The organism is Azotobacter bryophylli (assembly GCF_042643485.1).
GTDB lineage: Bacteria > Pseudomonadota > Gammaproteobacteria > Pseudomonadales > Pseudomonadaceae > Azotobacter > Azotobacter bryophylli.
Genome location: NZ_JBHRSJ010000023.1, coordinates 1 through 15,365 on the forward strand (window position 1 = coordinate 1; position 15,365 = coordinate 15,365).

14 protein-coding genes, 2 tRNA genes and 1 pseudogene are annotated in these 15,365 nt (G+C 60.9%); 5 read left to right on the top strand and 12 right to left on the bottom strand.

Translation table 11 applies throughout. The features are described 5' to 3' along the window. Positions 1–888, top strand: a pseudogene (locus ACFOJE_RS12555) (transposase); the annotation flags it as partial. Between the two features lie 907 nt (positions 889–1,795). Here the strand turns inward: ACFOJE_RS12555 and ACFOJE_RS12560 are convergent. The 3 genes from ACFOJE_RS12560 to ACFOJE_RS12570 form a co-directional block, all read right to left on the bottom strand. Continuing rightward, complete coding sequence (locus ACFOJE_RS12560) at positions 1,796–1,978, bottom strand: hypothetical protein (protein WP_377814706.1); 183 nt, start codon at positions 1,976–1,978, stop codon at positions 1,796–1,798. 507 nt (positions 1,979–2,485) lie between these two features. After that, the gene (locus tag ACFOJE_RS12565; RefSeq protein WP_377814707.1) at positions 2,486–3,811 is read right to left on the bottom strand and encodes a dicarboxylate/amino acid:cation symporter; all 1,326 of its coding nucleotides are present in this window, start codon (positions 3,809–3,811) and stop codon (positions 2,486–2,488) included. A 299-nt stretch (positions 3,812–4,110) separates the two neighbouring features. After that, the gene (locus ACFOJE_RS12570; RefSeq protein WP_377814708.1) at positions 4,111–4,533 is read right to left on the bottom strand and encodes a phage protein NinX family protein; all 423 of its coding nucleotides are present in this window, start codon (positions 4,531–4,533) and stop codon (positions 4,111–4,113) included. A 256-nt stretch (positions 4,534–4,789) separates the two neighbouring features. On the opposite strand from ACFOJE_RS12570, the gene ACFOJE_RS12575 reads away from it, so the two are divergent. Further along, entirely contained in the window at positions 4,790–5,005 is a 216-nt protein-coding gene (locus ACFOJE_RS12575) for a hypothetical protein (protein ID WP_377814709.1), read from the top strand. 62 nt (positions 5,006–5,067) lie between these two features. On the opposite strand, the gene ACFOJE_RS12580 is transcribed toward ACFOJE_RS12575, so the two are convergent. Continuing rightward, positions 5,068–5,286, bottom strand: coding sequence for an Arc family DNA-binding protein (locus tag ACFOJE_RS12580; RefSeq protein WP_377814710.1), 219 nt, complete (start codon positions 5,284–5,286; stop codon positions 5,068–5,070). 670 nt (positions 5,287–5,956) lie between these two features. On the opposite strand from ACFOJE_RS12580, the gene ACFOJE_RS12585 reads away from it, so the two are divergent. Further along, entirely contained in the window at positions 5,957–6,667 is a 711-nt protein-coding gene (locus ACFOJE_RS12585; protein WP_377814711.1) for a hypothetical protein, read from the top strand. Between the two features lie 408 nt (positions 6,668–7,075). On the opposite strand, the gene ACFOJE_RS12590 is transcribed toward ACFOJE_RS12585, so the two are convergent. Next, on the bottom strand, positions 7,076–8,032 hold the full coding sequence (locus ACFOJE_RS12590) for a ferritin-like domain-containing protein (RefSeq protein ID WP_377814712.1): 957 nt from the start codon (positions 8,030–8,032) through the stop codon (positions 7,076–7,078). Positions 8,033–8,569: 537 nt separating this feature from the next. Between ACFOJE_RS12590 and ACFOJE_RS12595 the strand changes: the two genes are divergently transcribed. Next, a tRNA-Thr gene (locus ACFOJE_RS12595) sits at positions 8,570–8,644 on the top strand. Positions 8,645–9,143: 499 nt separating this feature from the next. Here the strand turns inward: ACFOJE_RS12595 and ACFOJE_RS12600 are convergent. The 3 genes from ACFOJE_RS12600 to ACFOJE_RS12610 all read right to left on the bottom strand — a co-directional run bounded on the left by ACFOJE_RS12600 (position 9,144) and on the right by ACFOJE_RS12610 (position 10,308). Continuing rightward, positions 9,144–9,527 carry a hypothetical protein gene (locus ACFOJE_RS12600; protein ID WP_377814713.1) on the bottom strand — a complete coding sequence of 128 codons (384 nt, stop codon included), beginning with the start codon at positions 9,525–9,527 and terminating at the stop codon, positions 9,144–9,146. 264 nt (positions 9,528–9,791) lie between these two features. Next, positions 9,792–9,980 (bottom strand): hypothetical protein, encoded by a 189-nt coding sequence (locus tag ACFOJE_RS12605; RefSeq protein ID WP_377814714.1) that lies wholly within the window; start codon positions 9,978–9,980, stop codon positions 9,792–9,794. A 241-nt stretch (positions 9,981–10,221) separates the two neighbouring features. Next, positions 10,222–10,308, bottom strand: a tRNA-Leu gene (locus tag ACFOJE_RS12610). 370 nt (positions 10,309–10,678) lie between these two features. Between ACFOJE_RS12610 and ACFOJE_RS12615 the strand changes: the two genes are divergently transcribed. After that, a complete protein-coding gene (locus ACFOJE_RS12615) occupies positions 10,679–10,993 on the top strand; it encodes a hypothetical protein (protein ID WP_377814715.1) in 315 nt (104 codons plus the stop codon). A 54-nt stretch (positions 10,994–11,047) separates the two neighbouring features. Here ACFOJE_RS12615 and ACFOJE_RS12620 read toward each other — a convergent pair whose 3' ends face one another. The 4 genes from ACFOJE_RS12620 to ACFOJE_RS12635 form a co-directional block, all read right to left on the bottom strand. Next, positions 11,048–11,467, bottom strand: a complete 420-nt coding sequence (locus ACFOJE_RS12620) for a MerR family transcriptional regulator (RefSeq protein ID WP_377814716.1) — start codon at positions 11,465–11,467, stop codon at positions 11,048–11,050. Between the two features lie 67 nt (positions 11,468–11,534). Further along, positions 11,535–12,440 (bottom strand): hydroxymethylglutaryl-CoA lyase, encoded by a 906-nt coding sequence (locus tag ACFOJE_RS12625; RefSeq protein ID WP_377814757.1) that lies wholly within the window; start codon positions 12,438–12,440, stop codon positions 11,535–11,537. Between the two features lie 135 nt (positions 12,441–12,575). Further along, a complete protein-coding gene (locus ACFOJE_RS12630; RefSeq protein WP_377814718.1) occupies positions 12,576–14,558 on the bottom strand; it encodes an acetyl/propionyl/methylcrotonyl-CoA carboxylase subunit alpha in 1,983 nt (660 codons plus the stop codon). Then, the gene (locus ACFOJE_RS12635) at positions 14,555–15,355 is read right to left on the bottom strand and encodes a gamma-carboxygeranoyl-CoA hydratase (protein WP_377814719.1); all 801 of its coding nucleotides are present in this window, start codon (positions 15,353–15,355) and stop codon (positions 14,555–14,557) included. Before ACFOJE_RS12635 ends, ACFOJE_RS12630 begins: the two co-directional genes overlap by 4 nt. Positions 15,356–15,365 lie beyond the last annotated feature (10 nt).

A 15,365-nucleotide genomic window follows, 5' to 3' on the forward strand; every position in this document is an offset into this window, starting at 1 on the left:
CGATGGATACCGCTGACCGAACGCAGTCCGATGTTGCTGAGGCCAAGACCAGCCGCCTTCAGGACAAAATCGAGAAGCTCCGGCAGCAGATGCAAGCGCTCAAGGAGATGGAGCAGCAGCTACGTGAAGCGCCGGATGGACAGGTGTCATTGACCGATCCGGATGCGCGCTCCATGGCCACCAGTGGAAAAGGCACCGGCACGGTTGGCTACAACGTGCAGACTGCGGTCGATACCCGGCATCACCTGATCGTCGCTCACGAAGTCACTAACGTCGGTCATGACCGCATGGCGCTAGCCACAATGGCCGAGTAGGCACGCGAAGCGACCGGAGCTGAAAGTCTCACCGTCGTTGCCGACCGTGGCTACTTCAGCGGGCTGGAAATCCTGGCCTGCGAGCAGGCCGGCATCACGCCCTTCGTACCCAAGCCGATGACCTCAAGCAGCAAGGCCGAAGGGCGCTTCGACAAGCAGGACTTCGTCTACCTCCCGGCTGATGACGAGTACCGCTGTCCCGCCGGCCAGCGTGCGATCAAGCGTTTCTCGACAGTGGAGGACGGCCTCGAGTTGAATGCTTACTGGAGTTCTGCGTGTCCGCGCTGCCCGATACGCAAGCAGTTATCGGAGACTCAAGCGCTGGCGACACGAGGCGGTACTGGAGGCCATGCAGCAGCGGCTGGACCGTCAGCCGGAGATGATGCGCGTGCGCCGCCAGACCGTGGAGCACCCGTTTGGCACGCTCAAGCACTGGATGGGCGCGACGCACTTCCTGACCAAAACGCTGCCTCGGGTGAGCACGGAGATGAGTCTCCATGTGCTCGCCTACAACCTCAAACGGCTGATGAACATCTTTGGCATCCGTGGTGCGGTAGAGGCCCTGCGGGCCTGAGGCGGCCCATTTTGACTCGTTCCCCCGCCTCAGGATGCCGTAGATGGCGCCAGGCGGCTCAGGTAGCGGTCTGCACCGAGCTGCCGTGCCTAAACCTCACCCGACCTCGGGTCAAAGGCTGCTTGTAGCTCTGGTGTTCGCACTTCGCTGTTTTCACACAGCCTGGGTCGACTCCGGCCTTTCATGACCGGCAGCACGCGACCCCTAGCAGTCAGAGGCCGCAGTTATTCCGTATGAGCTTGGAGGTTCCCAAGGATACGAGGTCGGAGCAAAGGAGCCTTGCCGCCCAATCGATCTTGAACCTCTTTCCGATTGTCATCCGACGGGATGAGTTCTACGCGAAGCGAACTGGCGTCGACGAGCCCCCAATTATCGAGGTCGTGACATCTGGATCCGGAGCAAATCGCCTGAAACAGTACTTTGGGGACACCGTGCGCATCGAATACGCAAGCTGCGCCCAGAAAGTCGACATTTTCACGATATTGCAGAACCGTTTGATGTCCCTGCGTCTCGACAGTCAGTACACCAGCGTAATCGAAGTCTTTAGTGCGATCATTGTTGAGCTCGGTAGCGACAACCACCCGCGCAGGTCCACAGGAGAACTGCTGACCTGCCATGGCCGCAGTGCAAGTCATGACACACAGAAGCGAAAGGATAGAGCGCTGAATAAACTACCTCCTTGTTACTGGCGCGCATTCTGCACGAGAGTAGGCACGCTTGGAATCACAGTGGTGGCCAGTATTCACATGCCTGTTTCTGGCCGATTTCTGCCGGGCATGACAGGCCGCTTAGGACCACGAGAGGCGCGGAACCAACACTTTCCTGTCCCGGCCGCCTTGCTCTCTGCGCGGTGAGGATGGAGCCATTTCATTCCGCTCGGCAGACCGGCGCTCCGGCCTTCGATTGATCAGTCATCGCCAATTTCACGCCAAAGCTGGCGCTGCGCCCGCACCAGCTTCTTGTTATCCAAGATCGGCAACACTTCATTCATGGCCTGTTCTGCTGATATTCCATCTGGCTCAAACCATCTGGCGAGAATGTCCTGGGCCTGCTCCAGGGCGGATAAGACGGCCTTGCTGCTGGTGGTCATGGGCGTTTGAGGTAGCAAATTGATAGCTGTCTAGGGTAGCAAAGTGAGCGTTTCTACAGGAGGGAATTGATTGCTCGGACGGGCGAGGAGGGGCAAAAAAGAGTGCTAAAAGTCAAACAGGGAGGCCCGTAGAATGGGGCCTGCAGAGGCGTTATTTTCTTTCCGTTTTAGCACGCCGCTTCGCCTGTAAGCCTCGTGATGACTGGCTTTTTATTTGCGCGCCGGAAAGCTCCCTGTGACTGTTCATTTTGGGACGCATCCCAAAACTCTTCTATTTTGCGGACTACGTAACAGCTCCGCCGCGGCTGTAGTTGCGCTTTGCTGGGTGTTTTTTTCTCTGGCGCGAGTCTCGAGACTCCTGGCTGCTCGTAAGGCCGAATAGCCGCAGCAGCTTGATGGCGGTGACCTTGGTTGGCTCTCTTCAAGAAAGTCGAGGCTTGACCTCTTGATGCGCTTTGATGCGCTCCCGCAGCACTTTATGGCGCTGCGAGGCTTCGTGGCGGGTGTTCAGTGCTGAGCTGTAGCATCCGGTCCGTGGGGCGGCATCGGTTTCGCTGCGGCCGGTTTGATCTCTGCACTCGGGTTGGCCAGCTCGTGTTGCAGGCGCTCGCTGTCCAGCTGGCCGCACCATTTAGCTACGACAATGGTGGCTATTCCATTACCGATCAGGTTGGTCAGCGCCCGGGCTTCCGACATGAAGCGGTCGATGCCGAGAATCAGCGATAGACCAGCTACCGGTAGACCGCCCACGGCCGATAGTGTGGCGGCCAGCACGATGAAGCCGCTGCCGGTGACGCCGGCGGCGCCCTTGGAGGCGATCATCAATATCGCAATCAGTGTTAACTGATGGGTCAGATCCATCGGGGTGTCGGTGGCCTGGGCGATGAATACCGCAGCCATGGTCAGGTAGATGGAAGTGCCGTCCAGGTTGAAGGAGTAGCCGGTGGGGATCACCAGACCGACCACCGACTTGTGGCAACCGAGTTTCTTCATCTTATGGAGCATGTGAGGTAGCGCCGACTCGGACGATGAAGTGCCAAGGACAGTCAGCAGCTCGTCACGGATGTACCTGATGAAACGCAGGATGCTGAAACCGTTGGCTCGGGCGATGCTGCCCAGCACCATCAGAACGAACAGGATGCAGGTGATGTAGAAGCACAGCATCAGTTGGCCGAGCTGCACCAGGGAGCCGACGCCGTACTTGCCGATGGTGAAGGCCATGGCGCCGAAGGCGCCGATGGGCGCCAGCTTCATGATCATGCCGATGATGCCGAACATCACCTGGGCGATGCCGTCGATGAATTCCAGTACGGGCTTGCCGTGTTTGCCCATGCGCTGCAGGGAGAAGGCGAACAGCACGGAGAAGAACAGCACTTGGAGGATGTCGCCCTTGGCGAAGGCGCCGATCACTGTCTCGGGAATCATGTTGAGCAGGAAGCCCGCGGCGCTCTGCTCGGTACCAGGCTTGGTATAGGCAGCGATACTGCTGGCGTCCAAGGTAGCAGGATCGATATGCATGCCGGTCCCCGGCTTGATCAGGTTTACCACCACCAGGCTGATGGCCAATGCGACGCTGGACACGATCTCGAAGTACAGCAAGGCGATTCCGCCGGTCCTGCCCACGGCCTTGACGTCCTGCATGCCGGCGATGCCGCTCACCACGGTACAGAAGATGATCGGCGCGATAGTCATTTTGATCAGTTTGACGAAACCGTCGCCTAGCGGCTTCATGGTGGCGCCGATTTCCGGATAGAAAAAGCCCAGTGCAATACCGATCGCGATCGCGAGCAATACTTGGGCATACAGGCTCTTGTAGAGCGGTTGACGAGACACGCAGGTTCTCCTCTGAGGCAACTCCGAGCAGCTCCCTGCGCACGGATGTCACCGAACATTTCCCTCGGTACAGGGACATGGGTTCCTTTGGGAATGTTACGCCTCAGGCTCGGGCCCTGCGTCAATCTTAAGGCGTAGCCGGCGGCTGAGAGCGCCGTACTCGTGATGGTGGCCGTAACCTAGGTGGGTAGGAGGACCGGCTGGAGTTCATCGTTCCTGACGTTCTTTTTGGCTCTGTGGCGCGGTGATAAGGCGCCTCTACCGGGCAATCGGGACCCGGCAATCCAATAGGTGAGGGATTACAGTATCAACGAGTCGGGAACGTTTATGACCGTGCCGAGACTTGCGGTAACTATCACTCGGCAGGCGGCGATCAGCGGGGTTTCTGCGGTGCAGCTATCGAAACTGACGCTGCCCTCCTGATCGGAAATGCGGATAGTCGCTTCCCATTTTTCTCCGATCACTTCGATCCGACACACTTTCTCTATCAGCGGTCCTCCCTGGCCCCAGTCGCAAGATGGCCTGTAGCTGCCGCAGAACTCCAGGCTTGATACGCCCACAGCGGCTTGTGGCCCGACGAAAACCACGGGCGGTCTCGTTCCGGCGGCTGCTTCGGCAATGATGTGCGGATTGTCGCTTTCTTCCAGCCCCAAGCTGATGGCAACGGCCCAGTCGAGGGGTGGCCCCAGCAGATCGCACGTTTTTATCGAAACCCTTGCCATAGGGAACTCCATGCAGACTTGGCTATGGCGGTGATGTGATAAGGATAGCTCTAGATCATGCCAAGGTGCGTTGACGCCGCCTGTGTCTCCGGTTGGGCGACCTGGGCATCTACTTGTTCTTGGGGCTGAGCCAATAGGGCCTGTTCGCCGCTGTGTCGACTCCTTCAAGTCAGGCTGCGGCCGATCAGCGGTAGAACTTCGGAAGGGGGTTGGCGGTCTGTTATGACCCAACTGACTTTTCGAGAGGACGGAACCTGTGAGTCGATCAGTGAGAAGCTTTCGCAAGACCCTGGATTCAGTGGCTGCCAATAATGAATCGGCCGCCATCGAGGTGATGCGTGTGGTTGATCAGGTGAGTGATCAGCTGCTTCGGCAGAAACTGCTGAATGTCGTCCACCAGCTAAACCGGGATGCTGATGATCTGCGGGTTATCCGTGACGATGTGCCGGGTCAGGCTCTGCTTCGGGCCTGACCCTCGGAGCGAAGCCGCCGCATCTGTCGGCCGGCGGCATGCTGATGCGCGGGGAGTTGGCATCAGGTGGAGGAGGGAAGCTTCCCCTGGCGTTCCAGTTGTTCGCGCAGGGCACTGAGTATGATTTGAAGCTCGGTATGGCCGTCCAGGTAGCTTTCGAGCGCCTGGACTGCGAGGGTGTTCATGCTGACGTGCCGTGCGAGAGCCGCATCAGCAAGGCGGTTGCGCATTCCCTCTGGAAGACGGACGACAAACTTATCGGTATCACGGGAAGTAGACATAGGCTCCGCTCTTCAAATCAAGGGCGACCAGGGGCTGATCGCAACGTCACTGGCACCGTGAAACCTTCTTTTTAAGTCGCTCGGGCTTATCGATGCCGGTTCTCTATTGTACGGATCAGCTGATCCCTTTTAGAACCTTGTTTCATAAAAATGGTGGCTGGATTTTACTGCGAATGATTCAGCGCCTTCCCGATATGGAGTTCGCGACCACCGCGTCCCTGCTAATGATTGCAATGTGGCTCTAGCGCTGATCGAGCGATTGCCGGCAGCTGGGGTCATCGTGGTGGACACGAGTCGCGGCGGCGAGCGTATCCACGAGCGATTCGAAGCTGGAGCGCCTGCTTCGTCGTTTCCCCGGGTGGAATTCGCTCTAGGCAATGCGGATCTGGATCGAGGGCTATATCGCTACCGGCACCTGGTCGAGACGGTTTTGGCTCGTCGTAAGCGGTAGCGGGCTTCGTCGTTCTCCGATACGAGAAGCTATAGCAAAGTCGTGAGGGCAGGGTCCCGATGGCTTGTTCGCTCCGTCGCGAGCCCCTGGGCTGGTACGTGATTTGCAGCGTGCAAGGTGTGGTTCGAGGTATCCTTCCGCCCGCTTCCTTGTTGTTGTTCATAGGAGATTGCAGTTTTGGTACATCACTGGCTTGTCGTTGTATGCGAGTGGTTGCTCGTGGGGTCGTTCCTGTTCACCGTCGCATCGACTGCGCAAGCGTCGTCCAGCAAGGGTAAAGCCAGCGCCTATCCCCATATCCCGGAGCCAATGGTCTTTGACATGATTCGTCCGCTCGGTGCGCACCAGGGCGAGTTCGAGACCAATGCGCTGGCCACCTCCCCATTGTCCGGATCCGATCGGGTGACTCACTGGGCTCCGGAGGCCGAATTGGCGTTCGCTGATGGCATGGCCATCGAGTTCGAATTTCCCTTTCAGGATGACCGGTTGACCGAATACAAGCTGGGACTGCAATCCACGTTCGGCACCTTCAATCATGGCCGCTCCGTCCATGGCGTCCAATATCTGGGCATTTACGATCGTGAGCGTCACACCTATCTCAACAGCCTGGTCTATATGCTGGGCAACCGTTTCAACAGCCGCTGGAGCACCATGAGCATGATCGGACTTGCCGATATCAGCTGGTCACGCTCCAGCCGGCGCAATGATCTGATCCTCAATCATTCGACCTTCTACGATGCGACCGACAGCACCGTTCTCGGGCTGGAGGTCAATTATCTAACCGGACATGATAGCCATATCCTGTTGATGCCCCAGATTCATCGGCGGCTCACTCGGCTGGCGAACATCCAATTCGGTCTCGGGGTCAACAAAAACCGTAGTGAATCGGCACGCCCCGAAGTCGGCATGCGCCTCATTCACCAGTTCTGAGCGATAGCTACCCCGACAGGCACGTCGGCGTGCGGCTTGCGCGGTTTGGATCAAGCGCTACACCAAGCCGGGCTGCGGAGCGGGCAGGTCGAGCTGCTGCTATATGCTGCTGCCTGTGAAATTTGAAAGGCGCTACTTCCAGACTCTGAAGAATATCTAGGAGAGCCAGTGATTCATCCTGGCACGTAGAGATTCTGGGCCGTCAATTGCAGATACCCGCAATGGCAACCGGCCCCCTCCAAGGCAGAAAACCCGCTGCTGAATCCCGGACATGACAAGGCCCCTGCCGGAATAGCAGAGGCCCTTGTCAGAAGGGGCAACGGCATTCACTGATTCGGGGAGCATCAATAATCCTCGAATCAGCAACCATGCCCACTCCTGTGCTCAAGTAGCGGGCGTGGCTCTGTATCAGCGCAGGAAACGCCGTACTAACCGCGCTATCTTCGGCATGAAGGTCGGACGCAGCAGGCGCGAATCGTAGCCATCCAGCCGGCGCCAATCCTCTGCCAGGCACAGCTCCAGTAACTCGGACAGATTGAGATCAATGCCGATCTGTTGGTGGCCGGTGAGAGTGAAATTGGCATCCTGCATTTCACCACCGTTATCCAACCCTCTGGCGATGCCGATGCGCTCCCAGATCAGGAAGGCCCATACCCGGGCGACCTTCAGCTCGAAGGCGATTCGGCGCCACCAGGACAGCTGGCGACGATGCCAGGCGATCCAGTTGGCGAAGAACAGGATGTGCCGGGCCTCTTCCTGCATGACCGGCTCGAACGTTTCGACGAGCTCCTCCGGGAAATAGCCGGTCCGTTTGGCAGCTTCGAACAGGCCGAAGGCGAAGAAGCTGTCGATACACTCGCTGTAGCCGGTGACCAACCATCCCCATTCGATATCTTTGGGCATTTGGTAGATCGGCTCTGGGGCCAAGGGGATGCCGTAGGCTTCGACCAGCTTGCTGAGAACCACCTTATGGCGCTCTTCTTCACCGCCATCCATGATCATCGCTTCATGCAGGAGCGGATCTCTCACCCTCTTGGCGTAGGCGTGTACCCGCAGCTGGGCCCGGCCCTCGGTCTGCACGGCGATGTCCCAGATCGGCAGCGAAGTAATACGCTTCAGCGCTTCGGGTTCCAGCTTCGGCCAATCCATCACCGCCGGCTTATAGGGGTTGTGGGTTTCCAACAGCATGCGGCAGAACAACCGCTTGTGCTCCTCGCTGCCAACCCAGATCCAACCCGGCTCTTCACTGCGCCAAAAGCGTGACTTGCGGTCGATTTCGGCTGCTTCTGCATCAGTCGGACGCAGAGGCTTGCTTTCCTCTGCCTCAGATACCTTGCTTTCCTCTGCCACTAGCGTATCACTCAAAACGAGTACCTCTTTTCTTTGAAAAAATCACCTACGCCGCTGAGAACAGCGTGCGGGCCGCGTCGCTGGGCTCTTTCGTCCGCCAAGCGGGCTGATGGCAATGTATTTCCCAACATTGGTGCTTCGCCATAGCACCAGTGTCTGACGCCAGGCATACGGAAGGGGATGCAAAGCCAGGATCAGGTATCAGGCCTATGGCACATCACTCTGAGCAAGGGCAGATCGCAACGGCAGCCAATCATTGGAAATGTACTAAAGTGCAGCCTTGATTGTTTGACTGGAGTCAAAGCCCAGGCCGTTCATTCGGCACGGTATAGGGCTCGCGACTGGCCAAAATGAATGTCTGATGTCTTGCACACCAGGTTGACGTGCTACCACCGCTCTGCATGGCTGCGCTGATACGGTAACGGAAGCTAGTTTTTTCGATTCAGGCCGCATCGATCTCGATCGCAATACAGCGGCTTTTTAGGTGCCCGGCACCAAAAAGCTGTTTTCTTTTGCAAATCAGTTGGATAGAATGCATCGCCCGCATGCATCGCCCATGTAGCTCAGCGGTAGAGCACTCCCTTGGTAAGGGAGAGGTCGGCGGTTCAAGTCCGCCCATGGGCTCCATCTCACGCAGCTTGGCAGTTACCTGTCAGCGCGATCTCAGCGTAATCTCACGCATCACCCATTCATGTCATCGAATGCCTACTCAAGGCAGGCGAAGCCTGTATGAGTATTCAGCCGTCTTCAATGCTTCTGGACCGGCGCCGTAGTGCTTGCAGTGCATTGACTCAGGCCAAGCCTTCCCCTAGTAAACGAGGGTAAATTGCACTCGCTGAAAGTCTGTCGCCAAGGATGGCTCACTCCAGCATGATCTTTTCGCTAGCTGTCATTTCTCTGCAGGTTCTTCACGGGGCCTGTCCGGCGATTCAGGCCACAATCATCAACTTCAATCTGCGATTCCTAACGATGGCCATCTCCGGCCAGATCATCCCGCTATCCATGACGGCTCGAGCTCTGTCCGCTCAACACAGCAAAGAGGCTGCGCATTAGGTGATCGACTGGGATACCGCAGGAAGCTTTGTGAGTGCGACGAAGCGGCCAACTGGCCAAGCCTCTGCTGATATCAGAAAACGAGTGTGCCTAATGAGTTTTTTGCTTCGCGGAGGCGTTGGGCGCCGAGTTGGTCGAGGAAAAGCTCCGCATTGCGTATGAAGTCGAGTTCCTCGCATGGCAGCTGACGGGCTTGGCCTGTTGCCAAGTCGAGTTCCAGTAGGCTGCGCATCAGGATGAGGCTTCGCAGCTGGCTATCCAGGCGTTTGACGATCTTTCCCGGCTCTTTATAGAGCCCCCACTTATGCTCGTAGAAATCGTCCAGCACTGCTCGGGTATCGCAGATGAGTCTATCCAGGCGCGCCTTGAACTGAGGGCCGAGAAGCGCGTCGGTTGGGGTTGATCTTGTTGCTGGCTGTTGAGCGGGTTGCCTGCTCTTGGTTAAGAACATGCTCATGCAGACGGTGTCCATGCGGTTCTAGTGTGAACTGCATCACTGTATCAAGTCTTTGCTTTATGGCGAAGGGCCATCATTTGAGTTTATAGGGATTTTTCGCTTGCTGAGGGATTGCCTGGACGAGAGAAGCGGGTGCATCTGTGCGATGGCCCCAGTCCGCATTGTTCGCGGCTCTGGGGGCGCTGGCCGATGGGAGCTCCTGTTTCAAGCACCTGTCGGCCGAGCAATCGGGGAACTGGCAAAACCGGGAATCGTCCCTGTCGCTTACAGCTCCGGTTCATTCAACCTCGTCGAGTAGTAATCCCGAAGCTGCTCTTCGAGAGCGCGCAGCATCTCCTTGTCGATTCTCACGCAGCCTTCTGAAAGGAAAATTGCGGAGCCTGGCAGATAGCCTCCTGCAATGAGTGCATTCATGGTGTCTCGGGCATGCTGCTCGATCGTTTTGTCGGTCATATCGGCCTCCAATATCTCAGTGGCAAGTAAAGGCGAAACCATATCACGCCAATCCTGCACTGAATTGATTGGGAGCATGGGTAGCGGGGAAGCTATTGTCAGGGGCGATGAGGGCGGCGGTAAGTTGCCCGAGCGAGGCGGTGAAGGAGCTATAAAACTGCAATTGCGGTAAGGTTTTTATTTGCGGAAATAAAATGAGCGGGAAGAGAGGGGGCTGAATAGCTGTAACCCGCGCAATTACTGGTGCCCGGAGCCGGGATCGAACCGGCACGCTGTTGCCAGCGAGGGATTTTAAGTCCCTTGCGTCTACCAATTTCGCCATCCGGGCGGAGGCTGGGGATGAGCACCCCAGCGGCGAGAGGCAGGAATATATACAGGCGTACCCCATGAAGCAAGCGGCCATGTTTGCGAATGAGGGTGGTCTATCCAGCCGAAGCGGAATCAAAAGGCTCGATGAATCAGTCGGATACGAGGTTTTCCGGCAGTAGCGCTGTTTCCGGGCTAACTGGACGGGATCTCTGCCAGCCTTGAGTCGACATGCCATCGGCCGTCACATTCCGCCTCCAACTCATCTTTCAAACAGGTCTGGTCCTCTACTGGCGATCCATTGGACGGCCGGCAGCCCGAGTCTGCGAACGCCAAGCCGGAAGAACTCTCTCACCTACATGGCCAATCCATGGGCCAGTAAGGAGGTGCGCATGGCTGATCCAAATAATCCGAACGAGATCCCGGTCGAGGGTGAGATTCCCCGGTCGCGGGACGAGAAGGGCGAGCGCGAGTCCGAAGAGGTCGCGGAGGTGGAAAGCGGGCACAGTCCGGACGACATCGATACCGAGGGTGATTTCGGCGGCGAATCCGTAGTCGATGCCGAGGGCGTCGCACTGGGCATGCCCGATGCGCCGAGCCTGGCTGGGGCGTCACTGTCACAGGAGGATGACGGCGACGAGTATCTACCCGATCCGGATCTGCTGGTGGAGGACAAAACGAAGGTTGCCCACACCAGCCGGCGTTGAAGCGGCCGACTCTCGAAGTCGCGTACGGGGCGGGGCTCCGAGCCGGGCACGGAATCAGTCCAAGGCTTCGGGCTGCTTGGCTGCCGTTGCCCGGCCCTCGGCCTCCGCCAGCGCGGCGCGGCAACGCTCCTCGGCGGTATCCAGTTCCAGCTGCATCTGGCGGATGTCCAGCAGTTGCTGCTCCAGATGGCGGCGCCGTTCGGCGATCAGGGCGAGCATCGTGTGGAGCTGTTTCTGGTTGCCGGTCTGCGGGTCGTAGAGTTCGATCAGCGTCTTGCATTCGGCCAGGGAGAAGCCCAGGCGCTTGCCGCGTAGGATCAGCTTGAGGGTCACGCGATCCTTGGGGCTGTAGATCCGCTCCTGGCCACGGCGGGTGGGGGATAGCATGCCTTGTTCTTCGTAGAAGCGGATGGTCCGGGTGGTGACATCCAGTTCCTGGGCCAGTTCGGAGATGCTATAGGTCTGCTTGTTCATCGGATTTCCTGATACTTCATAGGGAGACCTCACCGCCGGGATCATCTGCGGCGCGGTCGGCATGGCCTCAGTCCTGCTGGCAGCGCCGGGCGCGGGCGACCCGCGAGCCGTTTTCCCGGCCGAGTACCGCGCAAATGCGCTCGCCGGCCGCAATCAGCCGTTCGAGGTCGACGCCGGTGTGGATGCCGAGTCCGTTCAGCAGGTACAGCACGTCCTCGCTGGCCACGTTGCCGCTGGCGCCCCTGGCGTAGGGGCAGCCGCCCAGACCGGCCACCGAGCTGTCGAATATCTGGATGCCTTCCAGGAGGCTGGCGTAGATGTTCGCCAAGGCCTGGCCATATGTGTCGTGGAAGTGGCCGGCGAGCTTGTCGCGCGGGACTTCCCGCGCCACCGTCTCGAACAGTTGGCGAGTCTTGCCGGCGGTGCCGGTGCCGATGGTATCGCCGAGCGACACTTCGTGGCAGCCCATGTCGAACAGTTCGCGCGCCACTGTGGCGACCCGATGCGGCGCAACTTCGCCCTCGTAGGGACAGCCGAGTACGCAGGAAACGTAGCCGCGCACGCGGATGCCCTGCTCGCGGGCGGCGTCCATCACCGGTACGAAGCGATCCAGGCTTTCGGCGATGGAGCAATTGATGTTCTTCTGGGAAAAGCTTTCCGAGGCGGCGGCGAACACCGCGACTTCCTGCACGCCGGCGGCCATCGCCGCCTCGAAGCCCTTGAGGTTGGGCGTCAGCGCCGCGTAGGTGACCCCCGGTCGCCGCCGGATGCCGGCGAACACCTCCGCACTGCCGGCCATCTGCGGCACCCACTTGGGCGAGACGAAGCTGCCGGCTTCGATGTATTCCAGGCCGGCGGCGGTCAGATCGTCGACCAGTCGCACCTTGTCGGCCACGCCGATCGGCTGTTGCTCGTTCTGCAGGCCGTCGCGTGGGCCGACTTCGACCAGGCGGACGTGGCGGGGCAGGGCAATGGTTGTCTTCATGGTTCGGTTTCCGTCTCGACGTACAGGCCTGGTGGGGCGAGTAGGGTGGACAACGGCGCCGCCTTGTCCACCAAGGCGGGGCGATGGTGGAAAATCGCTGCGCGAGTTTTCCACCCTATCGGCCTAGGCTTCCTCCAGCTCCACCAGCGCGGCTCCTTCGCTGACCATCTCGCCCTCGCTGCAGTACAGGCCCTTGACCACCCCGGCCTGCGGCGCGCGGATGCTGTGCTCCATCTTCATCGCTTCGAGCACGACCAGGGCGGTACCGGCCTCGACGCGCTGGCCGGCTTCCACCAGCACGCGGACGATGCTGCCGCTCATCGGCGCGCTTAGGCCCCCGTGCTGGGCGTGGCTGGCCGCCGCCTCGGCGATGGGATCGACGCGGGTCACGGCATGCAGTTCGCCCTGCCATTCGAGATAAAGGGTCTCGCCCTGGCGAATGGCACGCAGGCGGCGTTGAACACCGGTCGGGGCCGACTCGCTCATCCCTGCACCCTGGCGAGCGATTTCGCCGGGGCATGAGAGCCATTGGCCTTCGAGCCGGGCGCTGCCGCCGATGCGGACCTTGCGCGTCGTCCCCTCGCAGGCCAGCTCCAGCATGGTCTGCGGCGGCAAGCCGGCTCTCCAGGCCATGCGGGACGACCAAGGGGACTGCGGGTCGTCGCTGCGCAGGCCGGGTTTCCCACTCTGGACGAAGGCCTCGCCGGCCAGTCGCCAGAAAGCGTCCGGCAGTTCGCCGGACAGGGGCAGCAGCTGCGTCTGGTGGCGCGGGATGAAGCCGGTGTCCAGCTCGGCGCGGGCGAAGGCCGGGTGGGCGAGCACGCGGCGCAGGAAGGCCAGGTTGGTCCTGATGCCGCCCACGGCGGTCTCGGCGAGCATGGCCAGCAGGCGCTGGCGGGCTTCCTCGCGGCTCTCGCCCCAGGCGATCAGCTTGGCCAGCATCGGATCGTAGAAGGGGGAAACCGTATCGCCTTCGGCCACGCCGCTATCCACCCGGCGGCCAGGGCCGGCGACCGGCTCGCGGTACAGGTCCAGGTTGCCGGTGGCAGGGAGGAAGTCCCGCTCCGGGTCTTCGGCGTACAGGCGCACCTCGATGGCGTGGCCGTTCAGCGGCACCTGCTCCTGGCCGATCGGCAGCGGCTCGCCGCGCGCGACGCGGATCTGCCAGGCGACCAGATCGAGTCCGGTGATGGCCTCGGTGACCGGGTGTTCGACCTGCAGGCGAGTGTTCATTTCCATGAAGAAGAACTCGCCGCGCGAATCCAGAAGGAATTCCACGGTGCCGGCGCCGACGTAGCCGATGGCCTTGGCCGCCTTCACCGCCGCCTCGCCCATGGCGCGGCGCAGCACCGGCGACAGGCCCGGGGCCGGCGCTTCCTCGACCACCTTCTGGTGGCGGCGCTGGATCGAGCAGTCGCGCTCGTTGAGGTACAGGCAGTTGCCGTGCTTGTCGGCGAACACCTGGATCTCGACGTGGCGCGGCTTGAGCACGTACTTCTCGACCAGCATGCGCGCGTCGCCGAAGGCGGACTTGGCCTCGCGCTGTGCGGAGGCCAGCGCCTCGGCCAGTTCGCTCTCCTGTTCGACCACCTTCATGCCCTTGCCGCCGCCGCCGGCGGCTGCCTTGAGCAATACCGGGTAGCCGATCACCTCGGCGGCGGTGCGGAAGGTCTCGTAGTCCTGCGCCTCGCCGTGATAGCCGGGCACCAGCGGCACGCCGGCCTTCTCCATCAGCGCCTTGGCCGCCGACTTGCTGCCCATGGCCTCGATGGCGCTGGCCGGCGGGCCGAGGAAGATCAGCCCGGCCGCCTCACAGGCGCGGGCGAAGACTGCATTCTCGGAGAGGAAGCCGTAACCGGGATGGATGGCCTGGGCGCCGCTGGCGCGGGCGGCGGCGATCAGCTTGTCGATCTGCAGGTAGCTGTCGGCCGGCCTGGCGCCGCCCAGGTCGACGCGGATGTCGGCTTCCCGAGCGTGGCGGGCTTGCGCATCCACGGCGCTGTGCACCGCCACCGTGGTCAGACCCAGCGCCTTGGCGGTGCGCATCACCCGACAGGCGATCTCGCCGCGGTTGGCCACCAGGAGGGTGTCGATGGGCTGGCTCATGGCTGGCTCTCCTGCCAGGCCGGGCGGCGTTTCTCCAGGAAGGCGCGCAGCCCCTCCTGGCCTTCGGGACTGACGCGCAGGTGGGCGATGGCGCTCTCCGTGCAGCGACGCAGTGCGGGGGCCAGGGTGCCGCTGCCGACTTCCTTGAGCAGGTCCTTGGTCGCCCTCATCGCCTTCGGGCCGTTCTGCAGCAGGGTGGCGATCCACTGCTCCAGCGCGGCATCCAGCTCGGAGGCCGGGTAGCACTCGGCGAGCAGGCCCAGCTCGCGGGCGCGCTCGCCGCTGAAACGTTCGCCGGAGAGGGCGTAGCGGCGCGCGGCGCGTTCGCCGATTGCCTGCACCACGAAGGGGCTGATTACCGCCGGGGCCAGGCCGATGCGCACTTCGGACAGCGAGAACTGCGCGTCGCTCGCGCCGATGGCGATGTCGCAGCAGGCCGTCAGCCCCACCGCGCCACCGAAGGCGGAGCCCTGCACCACGGCGAGGGTCGGCAGCCTGAGGTGGTAGAGGTTGTACATCAGTTCGGAGAGGATCTGGGCATCGTGCAGGTTGGCGTCGTAGTCCAGCTCGGTGGCCGTGCACATCCAGGCGAGATCGGCGCCGGCGCTGAAGTGCCTGCCCCGCCCGCGCAGGACCAGGAAGCGCAGCGTGGGGCTGTCCTTCACGGCGTCCAGGGCACGGATCATCTCGCCGATCATGACGGCGTCGAAGGCGTTGTTCTTGTCCGGACGGTCCAGCCAGAGGGTGGCGAAGCCGCGCGGGTCGAAGTCGAGCTGGATGGTTTGGATAGCGCTCATGGTCAGGTTC